Genomic DNA, 23002 nt, shown 5'->3' on the forward strand with positions numbered 1-23002 from the left:
CCCGGTTAGGCTGGGGCGTGTCCCTCATCGGCCGTGACCAGGAGCTTTCAGCGATCGGGGCCCTCCTCGACCGGCTGCGAGCGGGGGCCGGCGAGCGCCTGGTCGTCACCGGGCCGCCGGGGGTGGGCAAGACCGCGCTGCTGGCCGCCGCGGCGGAGCTGGCCGCCCGGCGCGGCATCCGGGTCGAACGGACCGGGGACCGCGCGCCGACCGGGCCTGCGGCGGCGGCGCCCCGACGGCCGGGTGAGCCCGTCCTCCTCCTGGCCGACGCCGGCACCGGCACCGGCACCGGTGACGGCTCGGCGGAGGAGGCCCCCGGTGCCGGCCCGCCCCCGGGGCCGCGGGCGATCCTGGCCGCCGCGCGGGAGTTCACCGGGCACGGGACGGAGCTGCGGCTGGGCGGACTGCCGGGGGCGGAGTTCGCGGCGCTCGTGCCGGGTCTGCCGACCGACGCCGTGCACGCCCTGTGGCTGGTCTCCGGCGGGCTTCCCGGCCCCGCGTTGTCGCTGGCCGCGCGGCTGAGGGGGCTGGACGACGGCGCCGACCCGGTGGCGCACCTGGCGCTGGTCGCCCCCTCACGGGCCCAGTTCCTCGAACTCGACCTCGGGCTCGTCCGCTTGCTGGAGGCGGCCGCCGAGCGGCCGCTCGCCCCGGCCGTCCGCGCCCGCGTACTGGCCCGCCTCGCCCGCGAACTGCTCGCCGACACCACAGCCGTGGCGCGCCGCCGCGACCTGGCGGACACCGCGCTCGGCCTGGCCCGCGCGTCCGGTGACCCGGGGACCGTCGCCGAGGTCCTCGACAGCCGGCTGCACGCGCTGTGGGATCCGGCCGCCACCGCCGAACGCCTCGCCACCGCCGAGGAGATCGTCGTGCGGGCCCGCCGGGCGGGCGACGCGGCGGCCGAGAGCCGCGGCCTGTTCTGGCGTTTCGTGGCGCTCGCCGAGACCGGCGACCTGGCGGCGGCCGAGGCGGCGCTCGGCGTGTACGCGCGGGCCGCGGAAGAGGCCGGGCAGACCGACGCCCGCGTGGTGGCACTCGCCCGGCAGGCGATGCTCGCCACCGTCCGCGGCCGGTTCGACGAGGCCGAGGCGCTCGCCGGCGAGGTCCTCGTGGCCGGGCGCAGGGCGGGCGTGGGCGACACCGAGCGGCTGGCCGGTTCGGTGCGCCACCAGGTGGCCGTCGTACGCGGGCGCGCCGAAGCCCCCGTCGAACCCTGGCAGCGGATGGCGCGCCGGCTGCCCGGGCACTTCTTCGAGGCCACGGCGGCGCGGGCGATGCTGGAGTCGGGGCGCGACGTGGAAGCCGGTCTGGAACTCGAACGGCTGCTGCCCGCGGTCCTCGCCGGCACCGGGCCGCGCTGGACCGGCGCGCTGGCCGACCTCGCGGCCGTCGCCGCGCGCACCGGGAGCCCGGCGGCCGCCGGGGCCTTGTACGAGGCGCTGCTGCCCCACCGGGGACGGCTGGTCGTGTGGGGCGGGGCCAACACGATCACCGGTCCCGTCGACGACTACCTGGGCCGGCTGGCGGCACGCCTCGACAGGCCCGGGGCCGCTCTCGGCCACTTCGACACGGCCGCGGAGCTGTCCCGCCGTCTTGGTGCCCTGCCCTGGCTCGCGTGGACCCTGGCGGCGCGGGCGGACGTCCTGAGCCGGCGGGACGCCGCCGGGGACCGGGAGCGGGCGGCGCAGGACCGGGCGGAGGCCCGGTCGATCGCCGAGCGCCTGGGCATGGACGGGTTGCTCCGCACCCCGCGGGCCTCCGCCGCGTCCCCGGCGACGGCCGCGTCCGGGGCGGCAGCGGACGTCGGCCCGTGGCACTGGGTGCTCGACGGGCGGGACTGGCGGCTGGAGGCCGGCGGTGAATCGGCCCTCGTCCCCGACGGGCGCGGCCCCCGCTACCTCCGCTCGCTGCTGGCCGCGCCCGGTGCGGAGATCCCCGCCCTCGACCTCGTGGCGGGCGGCTCCGGGCTGGCTGCCCCGCCCGCCGAGCCGCTGCTGGACGACACGGCCCGCGCCGCCTACCGCCGGCGGCTCGCCGTGCTCGACGAGCGGCTCGACGCGGCCGACCGCGCCGGGGACGTCGACGCCGCCGCGGCCGTACAGGCCGAGCGCGGAGCGCTCCTCGCGGAACTACGGCGCTCCGCCGGTCTGGGCGGCCGCCCCCGCGCCCACGGCAACGAGGCGGAGCGGGCCCGGGTCGGCGCCACGAAGGCGCTGTGGGGGACCGTCCGGCGCATCGAGGCCGCCGCCCCGCTCGCCGGCGCCCATCTGCGGGCGTCCCTGCGCACCGGCCGCGTCATGCGCTACCAGCCCGCCCCCGGCGGTCCCGGCCGCTGGCGGCTGTGACGGCCGTCACGAACCGATCGTTCCCTGCGGTGTCACGCCTCCTGGGTGTACGGCACGCACCACAGGAAGGACACCCCACATGAGCACCGGCGGAGCACCCTCGACGTACGCGGGTCTGCGGGCGGAGCGCCACGGCGAGCCGGACGGGCGGCCGCCGCTCGTCCTGCTGCACGGGCTGAGCTACGACCGGCACCGATGGGGCCCGCTGCTGCGGGAGCTGAGGGCCCTCGACCCGGCGCGCGGCGTCCTCGTCGTGGACCTGCCGGGGCACGGACAGTCGCCGCCGCTGGACCGGCACGGGCTGGACGACGTCGCCGGCGTGGTGCACCGGGCCGTCACCGAGGCGGGCCTGACCCGGCCCGTCGTGGTGGGGCACTCCCTCGGCGGCGCCATCGCCACCGCGTACGCCGCGGCCCACCCGGCGAGCGGTGTCGTCAACATCGACCAGCCGCTGCGTGTCGGGGGCTTCGCGGAGATGCTGCAGCGCAACGCCGAGGTGCTGCGCGGCCCCGGCCACGACGCCATTTGGAACGGCCTGCTCGGCCGCATGGGCATCGACGGCCTGCCGCCCGAGGCACGGGCCCTCGCCCGGCCCGACGCGGTTCCCGCGCCGGAGCTGCTGCTGACGTACTGGGACGAGCTGCTGACCACCCCGCCCGTGACGCTCGACGAGCGCAACGCCGCCCGGCTGGAGCGCATCGCCGCCCGGGGCACCCCGTACCACTATGTCGCGGGCGCCGAGCCCGACCCGGAGTACCGCGCGTGGCTCTCCGGCGCCCTGCCGGACGTCACGATCACCGTGCTGCCCGGCAGCGGCCACTTCCCGCACCTCGCCCACCCCGCGGAGGTCGCCCGCCTCCTGACGTGAGGCGGCGGCGGTGAGGCGGCGCGGTGAGGCGGCGGCGGTGCGGCGGCGGCGCGGTCCGCCCCGGCGGTGCGGTCCGCGGCCGGGGAAGTGGGGCGGGGTACGCCGTTGCGTACCCTTGCGGCATGCGCATGCGCCCCACTTTGAGCTGGACCCCGACCGAGGACCTGCCGCCGGGTACCACGGACGTGGGGCCGGTCGCGGACGCGCTGGGCGGCGGCGGCGTACTCGTCCTCACCGGGGCGGGCATCTCCACGGAGTCGGGCATCCCCGACTACCGGGGGGAGGGCGGGAGCCTGAGCCGGCACACCCCGATGACCTACCAGGACTTCGTCGGCGGCGCCCCGGCCCGGCGGCGGTACTGGGCGCGCAGCCACCTGGGCTGGCGCACCTTCGGCCGCGCGCGTCCCAACGCCGGACACCGGGCGGTGGCCGCGTTCGCGCGGCACGGCCTGCTCTCGGGGGTGATCACCCAGAACGTCGACGGCCTGCACCAGGCCGCCGGCAGCGAGGACGTGGTGGAACTCCACGGAAGCCTGGCCCGGGTCGTCTGCCTCACCTGCGGCGCGCTCAGCCCGCGCGCCGAACTCGCGCGGCGGCTGGAGGAGGCCAACGCGGGCTTCGCGCCGGTGGCCGCGGGGATCAACCCGGACGGTGACGCCGACCTCACCGACGACCAGGTCGGGGACTTCCACGTCGTGCCCTGCGTGGTCTGCGGCGGGGTCCTCAAGCCCGACGTGGTGTTCTTCGGCGAGGCCGTACCGCCCGCGCGGGTCGAGCAGTGCCGCGAACTGGTCCGCGGGGCGGCCGCGTTGCTGGTCCTCGGGTCCTCGCTGACGGTGATGTCGGGGCTGCGGTTCGTCCGTCAGGCCGCCGAGGCCGGGAAGCCGGTGCTGATCGTCAACCGCGACGCGACCCGGGGCGACCGGCACGCCCTCACCCGGGTCGCGCTCCCGCTCGGACCGGCCCTGACCGCCGTGGCCGGCCGGCTGGACGTACCCCTCGACGGCCAGGAGGCGGCCCCGGCGATCGGGTGACGGTCACGGGGTCCCGGCCTGCCGTCGCATGAGTGCGCACGAGGCCGGTCCGGCCGCGGGGGTCGACCACCGCGGACGGACCGGCCGCATGTGCCGCGGGTCCGGTGGGCGTGCGCCTCAGCGCAGGCCGAAGGCCCGGATCACCGTCTGGTGCACGGAGTTGCCCGCCGAGTCCCCGGCGTTCGCCCGCAGCGAGACGAAGGACGCCGTGCGCGGGGCGTCGAGGCGGAACCGTCCGTCGCCGCCGCGGTCGGCCTTGTGCCAGGTCCGGCCGTCGTCGTACGACAACTCGAGCCCCACCGCGCCGATCCTGCCGGCCAGGCCCGCGCGCTGCAGGTGGGCGGCGGTGACGGAAAAGGTGTCGTGCCGCCCGGCGCGGCCCGCCGCGTCCGTGGCGATCCCGTAGTCGAGCTGCACCAGCGGCAGCACCACGGTGACGCCGTCGGTCGCCGCCTCGGAGACGAAGTCCCACTCGGTGCGCGTGCGCGACGAGTACGGCGTGTAGGTCACGTCGCGATCACCGGTGACGACCAGCCGGTAGGGCAGCCTGCGGGAACTGGGGGCGTCGCCCCATACGTCGGTGGCGCCGCCCTCGCCCAGCTCCGTGCCGCCCTGGTACAGGGACTGCCGCTGGGTGCCGGCCGGGTCCTGGTTCCATCCGACGTGGTCGCCGCCGCCCCAGGCGGGGATGTCGGCGTACAGGTGGTCGCCGCGGCGGGTGGGCGGGAGGTTGTTGAAGAAGGTGTCGTTCAGGAAGGGGCGCTGGACCGGCTTGAACCACTCCTCCGACTGCCTGCTGCCCGCCCGATAGGCGGCCCTGGCGCCCTCCTCGAAGCCCAGGTACGGGACGTACGCCTGCTGGTGCCAGCGGACGCCGCTCGTGGAGACCCAGTCGGTGCGCTTCCCGTACGCGGGCTCCGGCATGAGGGGGCCGGAGGACCAGTCGACGCCGTCGAGCCACTCGTAGCGGAACTCGCTGCCGAGGACGTCGTGCTTCGGGCTCGCGAAGGTGACGTCGATCCGGGCCAGGTCCTTGGTGTCGCCCTTGACCGTCATCGTCGAGGGGATCTCGTTGTGCCAGACGTGCGCGAGGTCGTAGACGTAGGGGCTCGCGGTCTCGGACCCGACGGTGATCCCGGTTCCGCCGTCCGCGGCCTGCCGGATCAGCGTCTCGCCCTCCTCGGTGCCGAGGAGGCCGACGTCGAGTGCCACGGCCTGCTCGCCGGGGGGCGCGTAGGAGCGCAGCGGCCGGCCGTACCCGTTCTCCACGACGAGCATGAGCTTCGCGCCGGCGGCGACCGCGTTGGCGGCCTGGTCCCAGTCGCTGACGTCGTCGTTGTGCCGGACGACGACGGCCTTGCCGCGCGCGTCGAGGTGGGCGAAGTCCGTGGCCGACCCCTGGCCCGCGAAGACCAGGGGCAGCTTGTGGGTGCCCGCGGGCAGCGGGGTGATGCCCTCCTGGCGCAGGATGCCCGTGAAGTCGGTCGTGCGCGTGGCGACGGCCAGCGCCGGCTTCTCGGCCCGCCAACGGGCGGTCAGGGCGAAGTCGCCGTGGGTCACCTTGTGGGTGGTGGGCTGCGCCCAGATGCTGTCGTAGTACAGCCCGTCGGCGGCCAGACCGGACCGGACGCCGTTCATGACGCGGTTGTAGCCCAGCTTCTGGAACGTCACGTCGCTGCGCTGAGGGGTGGTCATCGTGATGCGCTTGGCCTTGGTGGCGTCGAACGTGACCGTGGTGTCGCGGTCCAGCAGGACGTCGGGGTCGCCGAGCAGGGCCAGGCCCCGGGAATGGGGACCGTGGACGCCCTCGACCTCCTGGTAGGAGAGCACCGAGTACACGTCGTCGGGCAGGAGCAACTCCGCGGTGCCGGAGGGCCCGACACCGATGATCTCGGGGTCGTCGTGGCCGGCCCTCAGCAGCCAGACGTCGCCGGACGTCGGGTTGCCCGCGGAGTCCTTGAAGGTGAGGGTCAGCTGGTGCATCGTGGCGGAGCCGAGGGAGAGGGCGGTGTGCGCCACGGCCCTGCCGGCGGTGTCCGTCGCGAGCACCTGGCCCGAGTAGTGGGTCCTGGCGGTGCCCGCGGAACCGTCGATCGTCAGCGTGACCTCGGCGGTACCGTGTGCCGGGACCACGACGTCGGACGCCGACAGGCGGAACATGCCGGCCGGAGCCTGCGGCGCCTCGACGGACAGCGCGAGCGCGACCGGTGTGCCGGTGGTGTTGGTGTACGTCACCGGGCGCCGGACGGTGCCGCCCTCGTCCTGCGCGGCGGAAGCGGTCGCGTAGGCGGTCGCGGAGGCGAAGACCTCGGCCTGTGCCGCCGCGGCGACGTCCAGCCGGCCGCTCCCCGCCTCGAAGGCGTCGTACGCCGGGGTCCGCCGCGAACTGCTGGCCAGCAGGTCCTTCAACTGCGGGCCGGTGAGCTGCGGGTGGGCCGCGGCGAGCAGGGCGGCGGCGCCCGCGACGTGCGGGGTGGCCATGGAGGTGCCGCTCATCGACTGGTAGGCGCCCTGGTCGTTGCCGTCGAACCGGGAGTTGGCCGCCAGGATGTCGACGCCGGGGGCGGTGATCTCCGGCTTCAGCGCGCCGTCGACACGAGGGCCCCTGCTCGAGAACGGGGCCAGCGCGTCGGTGGCGTCGACCGCACCCACGGTCAGCGCCGAAGCGGCCGTACCGGGTGTCGCGACGCTGCCCTGAGCACCCGAGTTGCCCGCGGCGACCACGAACAGCGCGCCGGTCTGGGCGGTCAGCCGGTCCACGGCGAGGCTCATCGGGTCGGTGCCGTCGGACACCCCGGCACCGAGGCTCATGTTGACGATCCTGGCGTGCTGGTCGACGGCCGCCCACTCCATGCCGGCCAGGGCGTAGGAGATCTGTCCGCTGCCGTACTTGTCGAGCACCTTGCCGATGTGCAGCCCGGCGCCCGGCGCGACGCCCTTCTCCTTGCCGCCGGAAGCGGCACCGGTGCCGGCGATGATCGACGCGACGTGGGTGCCGTGTCCGGCGTAGTCGTCGGTGGTCTCGTCCGGTACGAAGCTCTGCCGGTTCGCGATGCGGTCCGCCAGGTCCGGGTGGCTCGCGTCGACGCCGGTGTCGAGGACGGCGACGTCCACGCCCTGCCCGGTGTCACCGCCCTGCCAGACCTGCGGGGCGCCGATCTGCGCGGTGCTGTCGGCGAGGTCGGCGTGGACGGGGGCGTCGAGCCAGATGTGCGCTATGCCGCCGGCGAAGGACGGCCGGGTGTTCCGCGCCCGGGCGCCGTCGCCGGCCGCCTTCCCGGCGACGGACTCCCAGAAGTCGTCCGCGCGGGAGCGGTCGGCGGTGAGGGCGGCGCCCTGGATGCTGTCGAGGTTCCGCACCCGGCGCGCGCCCTCGGGGACGGCGGACGCGCGGCGCGCGGCGCCGGGCTCGGTGTAGGAGACGATCAGCGGCAGCCGGTCGCGGTGCGCGTCGTCGTAACCGTCGGCGATCAGGCCGGTGACGTTGAACAGTTGCCGGTCGAGGGTGCCCTGCGCCAGGAAGGGCAGCACGGACTCCGGATAGACGTACAGGTCGTCCCCCGCCGTCACGATACGCGTCCGGGCCGGCAGCCCGTCGGCCCCGCGGACGGTGACGGTACCGCCGGAACCGCCGCCGCCCCGGGCGGCCTGACCGGTCGTCACGACGTCGCCGGTGATCAGTGTGACGGTGTGGTTCCCCGCGGGCACATGGTCCGCCGTGGACGCCGGCGGGGGAGCCGGGGTGCCGACGGGGGTGACTGCCTCAGCCCCGATCGGGCTGGTGAGCGCGAGAGCCGAAGCGGCGGCGATGACCGGCACACTCCAGCGTTTGACGTGTGATCTCAACGGTGTCCCTGCGATGGGTCCGGGCAGGGGACGAGACCGTCCTCTGCCGTCCAGGGCGCCGGCCGTTGCGGGGTGGCGTCACCTGGGCTGGGTGATCATATGCACGGATGAATTCGCTGTGAAGAGTGGTGCCCGTTCATTGTGAACCGTGTGGCCCGCCCTCGTGCTCGCCCCGCCCGGGTGGCGGTCGGTCGAGTGCGGTTCCGACCGCCCAAGTGCCGTACGACCTGCCGCGGCGCCGGGTCGACCGTGGGGCACGGCATCGCCGCGGCCTCGCGCGGAGCCAAGGATGCGATGTCGAGTGCCGGATCACACTGTTCGTTCCTCTCAGCCGTGGCCATCCGGCTCGCGGGGACGTAACCTGCGGGGATGAAGGGACGGTTCGCCGACGTGTTGCGAGGCCTGATGAACCATCGACGCCTGACCCCCGAGGCCGTCGCCCAGGCGTCGGGACGCGCCGGGTCGACGATCGGCATCACCGAGGACATCAGCCCCGTGCCGGAGATGCCGGTGGCCGACCTGCGAGTGATCGCGGGCCTGCCCGACGCCCCGGCACCCGGCCGCTCCGCCCCCTACCGGGTCGCGACCGAGATCGGCGAACTCGTCGCCGTCGCGAGCCGGCTCACCCTGGAGCAGCTGGCGCCGGCGCACCTGGTAGCGATCGCCCGTGACCACCGGTCGGCCACGGCTGACTGACGTGCCGTCACGTCCACGGGGTCACACGGCGCCGCGTCACGGCGAGCGGAATGCCGGTGACGCCGACGGACCGACGCGCATCAGCCGTGGACGGTGCGGCGCCCGTGGCCGTGCCGGATCACGGGAGCAGGGGCCGGGCTGACCTCGGCCCCGTCGTAGGCCGGCGCCCGGTGGTCACTGCCCGGCCGGGGCGGGGCACGAGGGGCCGGCTGTCTGGGTCTTGGTCCAGCCGTCGCCGAGGACGTGGACTGTGGCGTCGGGGCGGGCGTCGGAGGGGGGCTCGCCAGCGCCGCCGACGGCGCCGCCGGCGGCGTCCGTCGAGCGGGACGCGGTGAACGGCCCGCCCACGCCGGACACCGTGCAGGCCAGCTGCATCATGGCCCGGCGGCTGAACGGGGGCAGGCCCTTGGGGAGTTGCACGTAGACGCCGTCGCTGCCGGTCTTCACCTGCAGCCCGTCCTTCAGGCGGGGCAGCTCCGTGGTGACCTGCGTGGCCTCGTCGGGGCTCGGTCCGCCGAACAGCATGCGGACGGCGGCCTCGACGTCCCAGGGGGTGGTCGCCTTGCGGACGAAGGCCCTCGGCTTGCCGTCCTCGAGGAAGTACAGGGAGACGAGGACCGGCTTCGCGTTCTGCGGGACGGGGGAGTACATGCCGCTCGCCGGTTCGCCGGCCTCGATGACCCCGGACGGGGGGACCCCGCAGGCCGTCAGCGCGAGCGCCGCCGCGAGCCCGGTCGTGAGCGCCCACAGGCGCGCCCGCCTCACCGGGCACCCGCGTCGTCGTCGGCCGCGGGGTCGCCGGGGGCGCCGTGCAGGGGGAGCTCGACCGTGAACGCCGCGCCGCCCCACAGCAGGTTGGCGGCGCTCACGCGGCCGCCGTGCAGGCGCACGTTCTCCGCGGTGATGGCCAGGCCCAGCCCGCTGCTCTCGCTCCTGGTGCGTGAGCTGCTGGCCTTGTAGAAGCGTTCGAAGATGTGCGGCATGGCTTCCTCGGCGATCCCCGGTCCGTTGTCGGCGACCTCGATGACGGCCCACGGCACGCCCGCGGGATCCTCGCGCACGCCCACCGTCAGCCGCACCGGCGGCTCCCCGTGCCGCAGCGCGTTGCCGACGAGGTTGGCGAGCACCACGTCGAGCCGGCGCGGATCCACCCGGGCCCGGAGCGTGCCGGGCGGGGGCAGGTGGGTCTCCACCCCGCCCTGCCATCCCCGGGCGGCCAGGGTGTGCTGGACGAAGTCGGCCAGGTCGATCTCGTCCACGTTGAGTTCGGCCGCGCCCGCGTCGAAGCGGGAGATCTCCATCAGGTCGTTCACCAGCACGCTCAGCCGGCTCGTCCCCTCGCTGACGAGCCGCAGCGCCTCGCCGGTCTCCCGGTCCAGGCGCAGCGCGTTCTCGTCCAGGACGTCCGTGACCGCCGACATCGCCGCGAGCGGGGTGCGCAGTTCGTGGGAGACGTCCGCGACGAAGCGGCGGGCCTGGGCCTCCATGCGGCGCAGCTCCGCGACCGACCGTTCCAGCGCCGCCGCCGTGTGGTTGAAGGACTGGGAGAGGTCGGCGAGTTCGTCGGTCCCGGTGACGGCCAGCCGGACGTCGAGGTGCCCTTCGGCCATCCGGCGCGTCGCGCCGCGCAGCGCCCGTACGGGACGGAGCACTCCGCTCGCGGCCAGCAGTGCCAGGACGACGGCGAGGCCCAGGGCGACCAGGGTGGCGTGCTCGATGGCGCTGACCATCGCCTCGACGTAGGCCTGTTCGGTGTCCTGCGGCACGGCCAGGTACATCACGAGCCCGGACAGCGTGGGCTCCTTGGCCTCGCCGCTGTCGTAGGTGACCGGCAGGCCGACGACGAGCCAGGGGCGCCCGTCGGCGTTCACCCGCTGGAACACGGCGGCGCGCTTGGTCGCCACCGAACGGCGCAGTTCGGGGCTGAGCATGTCGAACTGGGCGCCCACCGCCCAGGCGCGCAGGTCGCCGTAGGTCGCCATGACCCGCCACTGCTGGGACTGGTTCGCGCGCTGCACATGGTTCACCGCCGCATCCAGGTCCGACTGGCCCGGCCGGAGGGGGATGTTGAGGGCCGCCTCGTTCACACCGGCCCGGAACTGCCGGATGACGGCGTCCTGGCTCTGCTGCAGCACCCCCGTGCGCGCCTCCCGGAAGGCGACGGCCCCGGTGCTCAGGGCGCCGGCCATGGTCACCAGGACGAAGGCCACCACCAGTCGGGAGCGCAGCCCCCGCAGTGGCAGCGGCACCTTCTCCAGTGCCGCCTGGTGGAACCGCCGCCGGCCGCGACGCCCGGCCGGGGCGTCGTGGGCCGTGGGGGCGGAGCCTTTGGCGTCGTACGGCATGCCGGCGGAGCCCGTACGGGCGGAGCCCGTGGCGTCGTGGGCCGCGGCGCTCCCGTGCTCCCGGGCGTCCCGTCGCGCCCGTGCCGGTCCCCGGCGGCTCACGCGGTACCGAAGCGGTAGCCGAAGCCGCGCACGGTCTGGATGTACCGGGGTGCGCCGCCCAGTTCGCCGAGCTTGCCGCGCAGCCGCTTCACGCAGGCGTCCACGAGCCGTATGTCGCCGTAGTAGCTGTGCTCCCAGACGGCTTCGAGGAGCTGCTGGCGGCTGAAGACCTGTCCGGGCGAGGCCGAGAGGGTCAGCAGCAGCCGGAGTTCGGAGGGGGCGAGCGCGACGGTCTCGCCGCGGTGCGTCACCACGAGGCCGGCCCGGTCGATGGCCAGCTCCCCGTGCGACTCCGCCCGGGGCCGCACGGAGTCGGAGACCGACGCGTCCTGCCGGCGCAGCACGGCCCGTATGCGCGCGTCGAGCACGCGGGCCTGCACCGGCTTGACGACGTAGTCGTCCGCCCCGGCCTCCAGGCCCACGACCACGTCGATGTCGTCGCCCTTGGCGGTGACCATGATGATCGGCACCTGGTCGCGTTCCCGTATGCGCCTGCACACGTCGAGACCGGAGATTCCCGGCAGCATCAGGTCGAGCACGACGACGTCCGGGTGGAAGGGGCGGAGCTGCTCCAGTCCCTCCTCACCCGTTCCGGCGGCGAAGACGTCGTGCCCCTGGTGTCGCAGCCCCAACTGGACGGCCTTACGGACATCTGGGTCGTCTTCGACAATCAGGACTCGTGGCACTTCGCCAGTGTAAGCAGATCGCGATCGGCGGCCGTCCCGGGAAAGGGCCCCTCGTGGGAGCTGTTACAGAAGGGTCATACCCGGGGCGCGGGGGCGGCTCCGTCGCCGGCGGAGAGGTCTTCCGGCAGGCGTGCGTTACCGTTTCGTGATCCAGCGAGCTCATGGCGATCATTTCGGATGGCCACTTTGAGCTGCCATGGATGCATCCCACCGCGCCGGCCGCCACCGCACCTCGGGCCGCAGGCGCCGTCCGCGCCGCCGGAGCCGGCGCTATCTGGTCGTCACGCTGGCGGTCGCCGGACTGCTGGGCTCCGTCGCGTTCTTCCTCGACGGCGGGCGCGGCGAGGCCTCGGACGGGACGCGGCACCGGGGGAGCGTGGCGCACGTCACGCCCTCCCACTCCCCCTCACCGACGGCGACGCCCACCCCGCCCCCCAAGCCCAAGCCGACGAAGAAGCCGACGAAGAAGCCCACCCCCGCCAGGATCGGTGTCCCCGCGACGGGCAGCGGCACGTTCGTCACCGCGCAGGCCGGCGGCGTGAAGGTCGGGCGCGGCCCGCGGCCGCTGCGCTACGTGGTGAAGGTCGAGACCGGCCTCGACGTCTCGCCGCCCCAGGCCGCCGACGAGATCGCCGGCATCCTCGCCGCGCCCCGCGGCTGGACCCACAACCCGGCCTACGCCTTCCAGTTGGTGGGCGCGGGACAGCCCCACGACCTCACGGTGAGCATCGCCACGCCGGGCACGGCCGACGCCCTGTGCTGGGCGGGCATCCACCAGGACACCGAGGGCGAGTACAACTGCGAGGTGCCCGGCGGGGTCGTGGTGAACCTCAAGCGCTGGGCCGAGGGCTCGCCCACGTTCAAGGGGCCGATCCACGACTACCGGGCGCTGATCGTCAACCACGAGATGGGGCACTTCCTGGGCTACACGCACACGACGTGCGCGGGGCCCGGGCAACTCGCCCCCGTGATGATGCAGCAGATCAAGGGCCTGCACGGTTGTGTCGCCAACGCCTGGCCCTACGACGGGCACGACCGCTTCGTCACAGGACCGCACGTGCCGTGAACCCCGTTACGCCTGATGCCGGTGGGGCGGTCGTGAGGCGCAGCGCCCGCTGATACACGGTTGATGCGCGGCCGAGCGGCGGCGGATGCCCGGCGGGGACCCGCCTCGCGCATGATGGAGGCCCTGTACCTGCGTCCGATGGGAAGAGATGTCGGTTTCCGTGACAGAGGGGGCGGCGGCCCCGGCGCCCGTGACCGTCCTGCTCGTCGAGGACGACGAGGTGATCCGCAGGGCCGTCACCATGGCGCTGGAGCGCTACGGCTACCGCGTCACCTCGGCCGCCGACGGCCTGACCGGACTCGAACTGTTCCGGGAGGGCCGCCATGACCTGCTCCTGCTGGACGTGATGCTGCCGGGCCTGGACGGCATCGGGCTGTGCCGGCGGGTCAGGGAGACCAGCATGGACCCGATCCTGATGATGTCCGCGCGCGGCGATGCCCTCGACGTGGTCTCCGGCCTGGAGGCGGGCGCGGACGACTACGTGGTCAAGCCCGTGGACACCGCGGTGCTGGTGGCCCGGATCCGCTCCCTGCTGCGGCGGGCGACCTTCACCCCCGACACCGGCGCAGGTCCGTCCGGCCTCGGCCCGTCCGCCCCGGCGGCCCGGCCCGAGCAGACGGAGAGCCCCGCGCGCCTCGTCTTCGGCGACCTGACGATCGACACCGCGGGCCTCGAGGTGTCCCGGGCCGGCGCACCGGTCGCGCTCGCGCCCACCGAACTGCGGCTGCTCCTGGAGTTCGCCGCGAACCCCGGCGTGGTGCTGGACCGGAACACCCTGCTGCGCAACGTGTGGGACTACGGCTGGGACGGCGACAGCCGCGTGGTGGACCTGTGCGTGCAGCGGCTGCGGAAGAAGGTCGGAGCCGAACGGATCGAGACCGTCCGCGGCTTCGGCTACAAGTTGCGGCGCTGACATGGACACCGTCCGCGAGTTGCTCAACTGGCGTTCCCTGCGCTGGAAGATCGCCCTGCTCGTCACCCTGGCCTGCTGCGTGATCGCGCTCACCGTCGGAGTGCTGGTCCACCGCAGCACACTGGCACGGTCGATGAACGACGGCGGCGCGAAGGCCGCGGCCCAGCTGGAACAGGCCGTGGTCGCGTACAAGGACGAGGGAACACCGCCCGACGGGCTGGAGACGGTCCCGGAGGCGATGCCCGGCGAGCTGCTCGACCGGCTGCGGCACGGCCAGGGACCGAGCGCCGGCTACGCCACCTGGTACGACGGCGACAGCCCCGGGGACCACCCGCGGATGTGGGCGGCGCGGCTGTACCGGGACCGGCCGGTGGCGGTCGCGACGGACATGACGCCCGACCTGCTCACCCGGCGTGCCCTGGACCGGCACATGTGGAAGTACTCCCTGGCCGCGCTGGCCGTCGTCGTACCGCTGACGCTGCTCGCGGCCGAGCTGCCGCACCGCAGGCTGCGGCGCGTGGCGCGGACCGCCCGCCGCATCGCGGCCGGCGACCTGGCCGCGCGGACCGCCGCCGGCCCGCCCGGCCGTCGCGGCGGCGACGAGATCACGGAGATCTCCGCCACAGTGGACTCCATGGCCGACAGCCTCCTCGGGCGGCTGACGACCGAGCAGCGCTTCACCGCCGACGTCGCCCACGAGCTGCGCACCCCGCTCATGGGCCTGGTCACCGCGAGCGGGCTGCTGCCCGAGGGGGAGGCCACCGACCTGGTCCGGGACCGGGTGGGGGTGCTGCGGGACCTGGTGGAGGACCTGCTGGAGATCTCCCGGCTCGACGCGGGCGCCGAGCGGGCCGAAGCCAGACCGGTCCCGCTGGCCGAGGTGGTCGGGGAGTCGCTGGCCCGCACCGGACTGCCGGCCCGGTTCACCCCGGACGGCGCCGCGCGGGCGAGGACCGACCCGCGCCGGGTCGACCGGATCGTGGCCAACCTCGTCGTCAACGCCCACCGGCACGGCGGCGCGCCCGTCGAGGTCGCGGTGGCGGGCACCACCGTGACCGTGCGGGACCACGGTCCTGGCTTCCCGCCCGAACTGCTCGCGGACGGGCCCCAGCGCTTCCGTACCGGGGTGTCGGAGCGGGGGCGGGGCCACGGCCTCGGGCTGACCATCGCGCTCGGCCAGGCCCGGGTCATCGGCGCGTCGCTGTCCTTCGCCAACGCGCCCGACGGCGGCGCCGTCGCCACGCTGCGGCTGCCGGCCTCCGGCTGAGCTGCCGCCGGGCCCGCGCGCGACCGGGCCGGGGCGCGCCCGGGTCGATACACGACGGATGACCGGTAGAGCGGTGACGGAGACACGGTGACGGCCGGCCGGACACCGGCGCGCCCCACGGTGGGCGGTGTGCGTGAGAGCCACGCCGTGAACCCGTGGAGGTGCCCCGCCCATGCGCCCGGTCCCCGAACCCCGAGAGCACGAAGCGCCAGGTCCCCCGCCGCCGCGGTCCGGGGGACCGCGGCCCCTGCCGGGGGCGTCGCGTCCGCCGCGGCGGATCCCCGTCCCGGTCGCGGCCGGGGCCGCCGCCCTGGCCACCCTGATCGGCCTGGGCGCACTGGTCGTCACCACGGGGGACGACGGCCACGGGGCCGGGCGCTCCCGTACGGACGGTGACCACCGCGGGCGCACGGTTCCGCGCCTGACCGTGCCGCTGCCCTGGCCGTCCCAGGGGCAGGCGAGCGTCCTGGTGGAGGGGCTGGCCGACCTCGGGACGAGGGGCGAACAGCGTCCGGTGCCGATCGCAAGCGTCACCAAGGTGATGACCGCCTACGTGGTCCTGCGCGACCACCCGCTGCGCGGCGGGGCGACCGGCCCCCGGATCACCGTCGACCGGCAGGCCGCGGAGGAGTCGGTGTCCGGCGTGGAGTCCAGCGTGCCGCTCCGGGAGGAGCAGCGGCTGAGCGAACGGCGGCTGCTGGAACTGATGCTGATCCCCTCCGGCAACAACGTCGCCCGCATGCTGGCCCGTTGGGACGCCGGCACGCAGGAGGCGTTCGTCGACAAGATGAACCGCGCCGCCGACGACCTCGGCATGGACCGGACGACCTACACCGGGGCCAGCGGCATCGAGCCCACGACCGTCAGCACCTCCGGCGACCAGCTGAAGCTGGCCCGGCAGGTCATGCGCGACCCGGTCTTCCGGGCCGTCGTCGCCCTCCCCAGCACCACGGTGCCCGGTGTGCCCGGGCCGATCGCCAACACCAACACCCTGCTCGGCACGTCCGGTGTGATCGGGCTCAAGACCGGCTCCAGCACCCCCGCGGGCGGCGCCCTGATGTGGGCCGCCACCGCCCCCGACCGCGACGGGCACGGCCATCTCGCCCTCGGCGTGGTCCTGCACCAGCGCTCCGGCACCAGTCCGCAGGAAGGCCTGAACGCCGCCCTCGGCGCGAGCCACGCGCTGGTGGAGGGCGTACGGCGGTGGGTGGCGGGGACCGACCCCGGCTCCGCGGCCCGCGGTGCCCGGACCGGGGCCAGGTGAGCCGTCCGTGACCACCCTCCTGCGCATCCCCGGCGCCCTGCCGGACCCCGACGGCGAAGACCGTCCCGGCGGCCGCCCCGGCGCGTGGCGGCGCGGCCGCGTCCCGGCCGCCGTCGCCGCCGTGGCCGCGCTGCTGATGCTGGGCCACGCCCAGGTCCCCAACGCGGCCGGCCACCTCGGCAGCCTCCTGGAGACCTTCCTGCCGTGGACCGGGCTGGTCGTGCCGGTCCTGCTGCTGTGCGCGCTGCTGCGGCGCTCGGCGACGGCCGCGGTGGCCGTACTGCTGCCCACCGTCGTCTGGTGCGCCCTCTTCGGCGGCACGCTGGCCGACAAACGGGCGGCGGGCGGTGACCTGACCGTGGTGACGCACAACGCCAACGAGGAGAACCCGGACCCGGCGCGCACCGCCCGTGCCCTGGCGGCCTCCGGCGCCGACCTGGTGGCCGTCGAGGAGGTCGGCGACAACGCGACCGCGTACGGTGCGGCGCTGCACGCCCGCTACCCCTACCAGTCGGTGCAGGGCACGGTCGGCCTGTGGAGCCGCTACCCGCTCGCCGACGCCCGGACGGTCGACATCGCGCCCTGGCCGCGCGCGCTGCGCGCCACCGTCCGCACCCCCAAGGGCCCCGTCGCGGTCTACGTCGCCCACCTGCTGTCGGTCCGGGTCACGCCGTTGTACGGCTTCGGCACGGCCGGGCGGGACACCGCGGCGCGCGCCCTGGCCGCCGCCCTGCGCGCCGAACCCCTGCCCCGCACCGTGCTCATGGGCGACTTCAACGGCACCGCGGACGACCGGGCCCTGGCCGAGGTCACGTCCCAACTGCGCTCGGCGCAGGCCGAGTCGGGCGCCGGATTCGGTCTGACCTGGCCGGCGTCGTTCCCCGTGGCCCGGATCGACCACATCCTGGTGCGCGGCCTGCAACCGCGGTCGGCCTGGACCCTCCCCTCCACCGGCAGCGACCATCTCCCGGTCGCGGCCTCGTTCCGCCTGTGAACAACCGGCCCCCCACGGCCCGCGACGCCACCCCACGGCCCGCCCGGCCGCACCGCCGCCCCTCCGGCGGCGGTGCCGCGGTGACACGGGGGCTGACGCCGGTGCAGGGATTTCCCACGCAGGCGGCCGCCGACGACGGTCACGAACCGCCGGCCGGCCAGGCCGGCACGACCATCCCCGCGAGGTAGGGACATCGGTGATCGAAATCCACCTGGCAAGGGCAGTGCTCTCCGCCATCGTGCTGCGCGATCATTCGTCGCCCGATGAGATCGATCGCGACATCGCCTCCCAAGGGCTCGAGAACATCGCGGCGGAACTGGACTCGATGGACGAAGCGGAGCGTCAGGAGTTCAGGCGCGTTCTCAGCCGCATCGCCGAGGCGGAGCCGGGCGACGCGGCGTACGTCGATGAGTTGCCCAGGCTGCCGGGCTGGTGAGACCGGGCCGCCCGCGGCGGCGCGTGGGCCCCGGCAGACGGCCCGGGGGCCCACGCGGGGCGGAGGGCTACGCGGTGGTCCGGTAGGCGCGGTAGATCGTCTGCCGCAGCGTGTTGCCGTGCGCGTCCGTGAGGACGACGCGCAGCGAGACCGTGCCCGGGCGGGCGGGGTGGCGCAGTTCGAGCCGCTCGCGGTCGGCGACCTCGGCGGGCCGCCAGGTCCTCCCCTCGTCGTACGACACGGAGACCGCCAGCTTGCGCGCGGTGCGTGCGGTGGCCGCGCCCTCGACGGTGAACGGGACGGTGAAGGCCCTGCCCGCTCTGGCGGTGCTGGCCGCCCCCAGCTCGGGCGTGAAGCGCACCGCCGACAGCGGCAGCCAGGCGACGTCGTCCCCCGCCACGTGGGCGGAGTGGAAGGTCCACTCCGCGGTGACCCGGGTGCTGACCGCGGAGTTCGACCGGGCGCGCGTGACGTCCGTGGTGAGCCGGTAGGCCCGCCGCCCGGGCGGCAGGGTGTGGGTGTCACCGTCCAGGGGTGTGCCGGCGGTGAACACCGGGGTGCCGTCGGCGTACAGCGCGCTCCGGGCCGCGGTGTAGTCGGAGACGCCCGCGTGGCCCGCGCCGTCGGAGAACAGCGGCACGTAGGCGCTGAAGTCGTCGCCGGCACGGATCGCGCCGGTCGCCTCCCCGCCCGCGGCGTAGAGGTGCGGACCGAAGACGCCCACGTTGAACCGCTGCGCGTACCGCTTGCCCGCGGTATAGGCCCTGGCGCGGGTGACGGTCTGCCCGCTGTCCCACCGCGGTTCGCCGTCCGCGCCCGGAGCGCCGTACTGGCTGATGGCGTACTGCCACTTCACGCCCGGCAGGACGTAGTCGGTGACGGTGCGCGGCAGGGCGACCTCCTCGGGGAAGAAGTCGAACAGCGAGCCGTTGGGCAGCAGGGGAGCGGCGCTGAGGCTGCCGGTCTTGCCCGGGGCGGGTGCCCCGATGGTGACGGCCAGCTCGGCGAAGTCCCGGCGCCGCAGTTGCGCGGTGAATCCGGAGAGGTCGCCGGTGCGGTTCCAGACCGGCCGGTAGTTCACCGGGCCGTGGCTCCACGTGCCGTTGTACTGCGCGAACGCCTCGTCCGCCGGGAGGGGCGCCCCGAGTTGTCCGACGCGCAGGTCGTCGAAGCCGCGCATGACGTACGTGGCGGTGTAGCCGGCTCCGTCGACGGCGACGCCGAAGTTGAGCATGGCGTCGGTGTGCCGGGCCGCGCGGTCGGGCACGGTGATGCGGACGGGCCGGGCCTCGCGGGCGTCCATGACGAGGGTGGTGTCCCGGTCCAGGGTGAACTTCGGGTGCAGCAGCAGGGCCAGTTCCCCGTCGTCGGGACCGGCTCCGGTGGCCACGCGGCCCTCGAGCGTGTAGCGGCCCTTGGGCAGCCGTACCGTGAACTCGCCGTCCGTGGGGTCGGCGTAGTCCCGCCAGATGTCGCCGTCCAGCCCGTACACGCCCGTCTCGGCGTCCCCGGTGGGCTCGCCCCGCAGGTCCAGGTGCCTGACCGTCAGGTCGTACGACTCGACCTCGCGGTGCACGCCGAACGCGGTCCGCACGGTGGTGTCCCCGGCCGTCGCGGTCACCGAGCCGCCGAAGGCGCCGTCGGCGGTGCCCGCGCGGGGGTCGGCGGTCACGGACGCGGTCGCGCTGCCACCCGCCGGCACGGTGAGCCGCGCCGGAGAGACGGTGAACATGCCCTCGGCGGCGGGCTTCCCGTCGTCACTGAAGGCCTCGGTGGCCAGGTCGAGGGTCACCGGACGGTCGCCGTCGTTGCGGTAGACGATCTCCTTGGTGACGGGCAGGTCGTCCGTGTGGGGCCAGCGCGCCGTCCCGAAGCCCAGCGAGGGCGGGCTGCCGGTCACCTGCGGGGTGATGGCCCGCCGCACGTCCACGCGGCCCGATCCCTGCGCGTACGCGGAGAGCCCGGGGGCGGCGACGGCGGAACCGGTCAGGACGGCCTTGATGCGCTCCCCGTCCCAGTCCGGGTGCTGCTGGGCGAGGATCGCGGCGGCGCCGGCCACGTGGGGGGTCGCCATCGACGTGCCGCTCATCGACACGTAGCCGTCGGCCGCCGGTTCGCCCTCGGTGCCCTCGGCGGCCCGCGCGGCGACGATGTCCACGCCCGGGGCCGTGAGGTCGGGCTTCAGGCTGCCGTCGGCCGTGGGGCCGCGGCCGGAGAACTCGGCGACGGCGTCCGTACGGTCCACCGCGCCGACGGTGAGCGCGGCGGCGGCGCTGGCCGGCGAACCGATCGTGCCCGCGCCGGGACCGCTGTTGCCCGCGGCGGCGACGAACAGGGTGCCGGACTCCGCCGACAGTTCGTTCACGGCCTGCTCGACCGGATCGGTCTCCGAGGAGTCGTCGATGCCGAGGCTGAGGTTGACGACCTTTGCACCGCGGTCCACGGCCCACTGCATGCCGGCGATGATGCCGGAGGCGCTGCCCGATCCGCTGTCGCCGAGGACCTTGCCGCTGATGATGCGCGCCCCGGGCGCGACGCCCTTGTACGTCCCGCCCGACCGGGCCCCGGAGCCCGCGACGGTCGAGGCCACGTGCGTGCCGTGGCCCACGCGGTCGACGGTGTCCGGCGCATCGGAGAAGTTCTCCTGCGCGTCGACGCGGCCCTGGAGGTCCGGGTGCGTCGCGTCCACCCCGGTGTCCAGCACGGCGACGGTGACACCGGTGCCGTCGAAGCCGGCCGCCCAGGCCGCGGGGGCGCCGATCTGGGCCGTGCTCCGGTCCAGGCTCGCCTCGTACGTGCCGTCCAGCCAGATCCTCTCGACGTCCGCCGAGGTGGCGGCGGCCGCGGAACGCGCTGCACCACTGCCGGTGAGCGTCCGCCACAGTGCGGCGGCCTCGGACTTGCGGGCCCGCAGGGCGTCGCCGTTGACGCTGGGCAGGTCCCGGGTGACCCGGGCGCCGGCGGCCGACAGCGAGCGCGCCGCGACGGAGCGGCCCTTGGCGTAGCTGACGATCAGCGGCATGTCGGGGCGGGAGGCGTCGTCGTACCCGAAGCCCACCAGCCGGGTCACGTCGAAGAGTTGCGGGTCGGCGGTGCCGTCGGCGATCAGCCGCTCGGCGTCGCGCGGCACCACGACGGTGTGCCCGCCGGCCGCCCGGGAGACGCGGAACGTGATGCCCTCGCGCCCTTCGGCGGCCCGGACGCCGACGACCTGGCCGGCGCCGTCCAGGCTCACCTTGTCGCCGGTGACGAGGGTGACCGTCCGCGCGGTGGGGGCGCCGGCGTCCGGTGCGGGCCCTGGAAGCGATCCGGTACGGGCCGCGCCGTCGGACGGCGCGGCCTGCACGACGCCGGCCGTTCCGGCCAGCAGGGCCGTGGCGACGGTGACGGCGATGAGCGGGGCGAACGCCGCAGCCGGCGCTCGTCTCTGGTGTGTCAAGGCATGCCTTTCTTACCGGGCACGGCGAAGTGGCCGGTGGGTGGAGGGGGACACCGCGCGGGGCGGTTGACGTGGTCGCCTCTTACCTGTCGATCCCGGCCGCCGGGTTCCCGTTCTCCCGTGACGGGTTCGCCCGTGACCGGTTCGCCCGGAGGGCGTCGCCGTGGCACGTCACGCCAGGACCTGGCGGACCGCCGCCGCCGCGGCGGGGGCACGCACCTTCGGGATCGCACCGTCCGGCCCGGAACGTCGCTCGACGGGACTCGGACGCACGAGTGCGGGTATGGGGATTATGTGACATGTTCGGAATGAACGGAGATGGTCCGTATGTCTCGGACGCAACCCGGCATCGAGCAGCACCCCGATCTGCTCGAACTGCGCGCGGACTACGAGCGCGCGACCGCCACCAACCGCGGTCAGGCCGTCGCGGCCATGGGCCTGCTCACGGGCACCTACCTGGCCGCTTCACCGTGGATCGTGGGCTTCAACTCACTGTTCGGCTTCAACGCGCTGTCGACGATCGCCGTGAACAACCTGATCGCCGGAATCGCGTACGCCCTCCTCATGGGAGGCGTGGGACGCGGCTTCGAGCGGACCCACTCCAGGGCCTGGGCGGCAGCGGTGATCGCCCTGTGGACGATCATCTCGCCCTGGTGCGTCACGGGCAACGTCAGCACCACCCGCACCATCACCAACAACGTCGTCGTCGGCGTGATCGGGCTGGTCCTGGCTCTCGCGGCGGCGACGCTCCGTCCCGACAGCCTCCGCCGCGGTCGCGGCGACGCGTCGCGCTCGACGGGAGGCCTGGGGAAGGTGTAGGAGGCCGCTTCGGTCCCCTGGGCGTCCGACCGGCACAACTGCCCGGGTCACGCGGTGCCTTGCGCCCGCGCGACCCGGCGCCGTCCTGGCAACGTCCGGGCAACGGCCGGGCCCGGCGCACCGTGCGGTGCACCGGGCCCGGCCGGCTCATGTCAGGGGGTGGCCCTGTTCGCGCAGACGACGACCGCGTACACGCCGGGGGTGCCCACCCCGGCGGGAACCGCGTTGACGATCCACGAGGTGGAGGGATTCCCGCTCGGGAAGCTGCCCACGACCGTGGCTGTGACGACCTTGAACCCGCCGCCGATGGCAAGCTGCCCGGCGGGGCAGGCCAGCGCGTGGTCCTGACCGTCGGCGGGGAAGAGCTGCACCAGGGTGTTCGCGCCCGCGAGACCGCCCGAGGCACCCGGAACGCCGGGGGTGCCCTGAGGTCCGGCGGGCCCGGCGGGCCCGGCCGGGCCGGGCGGACCGGCGGGACCGGCCGGTCCCTGCGGTCCCGGGACGCCGGGGATGCCCGGACGGTTCAGGCAGTAGTTGGGGAGCGTCGGATACGGGTAGCACGGGTGCATGGACCGCTGCCCGGCGCTCGGCGCCGCGGTGCCGCCGTCCGCGGGGGCGGCGTACGCCGTGCCTGTCACGAAGCAGGACGCGAGTGCCGCGCTCGCGGCGACCGTCCACACGCGGACGAGGCCGAAGCGCCGCTGTGCCGATGACATGGGCCTGGTTATTCGGTACAACACGTCACCTCCAGGTATGGGTTCTCCGCGGGCGGCCTGTGCCGCCCACCCCGCCGTACGCGGCGGGGACTGTCCTGTCATGAGGGACGAACCCACAGCAAGGATCACTTTTGGTTGCGTTGTGCGCACCCTGGGTAGCCGAAGG

At 74.9% G+C, this 23002-nt stretch carries 17 protein-coding genes; 11 read left to right on the plus strand and 6 right to left on the minus strand.

Annotated features, from left to right (window positions below; genetic code table 11):
* Positions 1-17: 17 nt before the first annotated feature.
* The 3 genes from ACFZAU_RS20835 (at position 18) to ACFZAU_RS20845 (ending at position 4247) form a co-directional block, all read left to right on the plus strand.
* Positions 18-2345 (plus strand): AAA family ATPase, encoded by a 2328-nt coding sequence (locus ACFZAU_RS20835; protein ID WP_500553399.1) that lies wholly within the window; start codon positions 18-20, stop codon positions 2343-2345.
* A 79-nt stretch (positions 2346-2424) separates the two neighbouring features.
* The gene (locus ACFZAU_RS20840; RefSeq protein WP_500553400.1) at positions 2425-3213 is read left to right on the plus strand and encodes an alpha/beta fold hydrolase; all 789 of its coding nucleotides are present in this window, start codon (positions 2425-2427) and stop codon (positions 3211-3213) included.
* 122 nt (positions 3214-3335) lie between these two features.
* A complete protein-coding gene (locus tag ACFZAU_RS20845) occupies positions 3336-4247 on the plus strand; it encodes an NAD-dependent protein deacetylase (RefSeq protein ID WP_500553401.1) in 912 nt (303 codons plus the stop codon).
* A 117-nt stretch (positions 4248-4364) separates the two neighbouring features.
* Here the strand turns inward: ACFZAU_RS20845 and ACFZAU_RS20850 are convergent, their stop codons facing one another.
* On the minus strand, positions 4365-7955 hold the full coding sequence (locus ACFZAU_RS20850) for a S8 family serine peptidase (protein ID WP_500553402.1): 3591 nt from the start codon (positions 7953-7955) through the stop codon (positions 4365-4367).
* Between the two features lie 507 nt (positions 7956-8462).
* On the opposite strand from ACFZAU_RS20850, the gene ACFZAU_RS20855 reads away from it, so the two are divergent.
* Positions 8463-8789 carry an XRE family transcriptional regulator gene (locus ACFZAU_RS20855; protein ID WP_500553403.1) on the plus strand — a complete coding sequence of 109 codons (327 nt, stop codon included), beginning with the start codon at positions 8463-8465 and terminating at the stop codon, positions 8787-8789.
* Positions 8790-8963: 174 nt separating this feature from the next.
* Here the strand turns inward: ACFZAU_RS20855 and ACFZAU_RS20860 are convergent, their stop codons facing one another.
* From ACFZAU_RS20860 to ACFZAU_RS20870, 3 genes are read right to left on the minus strand one after another with little or no spacing between them, the layout of a single operon-like run.
* Positions 8964-9554 carry a hypothetical protein gene (locus ACFZAU_RS20860; protein WP_500553404.1) on the minus strand — a complete coding sequence of 197 codons (591 nt, stop codon included), beginning with the start codon at positions 9552-9554 and terminating at the stop codon, positions 8964-8966.
* Positions 9551-11236, minus strand: a complete 1686-nt coding sequence (locus ACFZAU_RS20865; RefSeq protein WP_500553405.1) for a sensor histidine kinase — start codon at positions 11234-11236, stop codon at positions 9551-9553. Before ACFZAU_RS20865 ends, ACFZAU_RS20860 begins: the two co-directional genes overlap by 4 nt.
* Positions 11233-11922 (minus strand): response regulator, encoded by a 690-nt coding sequence (locus ACFZAU_RS20870; RefSeq protein ID WP_500459883.1) that lies wholly within the window; start codon positions 11920-11922, stop codon positions 11233-11235. Before ACFZAU_RS20870 ends, ACFZAU_RS20865 begins: the two co-directional genes overlap by 4 nt.
* A 196-nt stretch (positions 11923-12118) precedes the next feature.
* On the opposite strand from ACFZAU_RS20870, the gene ACFZAU_RS20875 reads away from it, so the two are divergent.
* The 6 genes from ACFZAU_RS20875 (at position 12119) to ACFZAU_RS20900 (ending at position 17862) form a co-directional block, all read left to right on the plus strand.
* On the plus strand, positions 12119-12988 hold the full coding sequence (locus tag ACFZAU_RS20875) for a DUF3152 domain-containing protein (protein WP_500553406.1): 870 nt from the start codon (positions 12119-12121) through the stop codon (positions 12986-12988).
* Between the two features lie 148 nt (positions 12989-13136).
* A complete protein-coding gene (gene cseB / locus ACFZAU_RS20880; RefSeq protein WP_500553407.1) occupies positions 13137-13901 on the plus strand; it encodes a two-component system response regulator CseB in 765 nt (254 codons plus the stop codon).
* A gap of 1 nt (position 13902) precedes the next feature.
* Complete coding sequence (locus ACFZAU_RS20885; RefSeq protein ID WP_500553408.1) at positions 13903-15168, plus strand: ATP-binding protein; 1266 nt, start codon at positions 13903-13905, stop codon at positions 15166-15168.
* 172 nt (positions 15169-15340) lie between these two features.
* Positions 15341-16432, plus strand: coding sequence for a D-alanyl-D-alanine carboxypeptidase family protein (locus ACFZAU_RS20890; RefSeq protein WP_500553409.1), 1092 nt, complete (start codon positions 15341-15343; stop codon positions 16430-16432).
* A 37-nt stretch (positions 16433-16469) separates the two neighbouring features.
* Complete coding sequence (locus ACFZAU_RS20895; protein ID WP_500553515.1) at positions 16470-17426, plus strand: endonuclease/exonuclease/phosphatase family protein; 957 nt, start codon at positions 16470-16472, stop codon at positions 17424-17426.
* Positions 17427-17622: 196 nt separating this feature from the next.
* Positions 17623-17862, plus strand: a complete 240-nt coding sequence (locus ACFZAU_RS20900) for a hypothetical protein (protein ID WP_500553410.1) — start codon at positions 17623-17625, stop codon at positions 17860-17862.
* Positions 17863-17929: 67 nt separating this feature from the next.
* Here the strand turns inward: ACFZAU_RS20900 and ACFZAU_RS20905 are convergent, their stop codons facing one another.
* Positions 17930-21301 carry a S8 family peptidase gene (locus tag ACFZAU_RS20905; protein ID WP_500553411.1) on the minus strand — a complete coding sequence of 1124 codons (3372 nt, stop codon included), beginning with the start codon at positions 21299-21301 and terminating at the stop codon, positions 17930-17932.
* 327 nt (positions 21302-21628) lie between these two features.
* Between ACFZAU_RS20905 and ACFZAU_RS20910 the strand changes: the two genes are divergently transcribed.
* On the plus strand, positions 21629-22120 hold the full coding sequence (locus tag ACFZAU_RS20910; RefSeq protein ID WP_500553412.1) for an SPW repeat protein: 492 nt from the start codon (positions 21629-21631) through the stop codon (positions 22118-22120).
* Positions 22121-22272: 152 nt separating this feature from the next.
* Here ACFZAU_RS20910 and ACFZAU_RS20915 read toward each other — a convergent pair whose 3' ends face one another.
* Positions 22273-22836, minus strand: coding sequence for a hypothetical protein (locus ACFZAU_RS20915; RefSeq protein WP_499600341.1), 564 nt, complete (start codon positions 22834-22836; stop codon positions 22273-22275).
* Positions 22837-23002 lie beyond the last annotated feature (166 nt).

It is taken from the genome of Streptomyces sp. NPDC008238 (assembly GCF_042956445.1).
GTDB lineage: Bacteria > Actinomycetota > Actinomycetes > Streptomycetales > Streptomycetaceae > Actinacidiphila.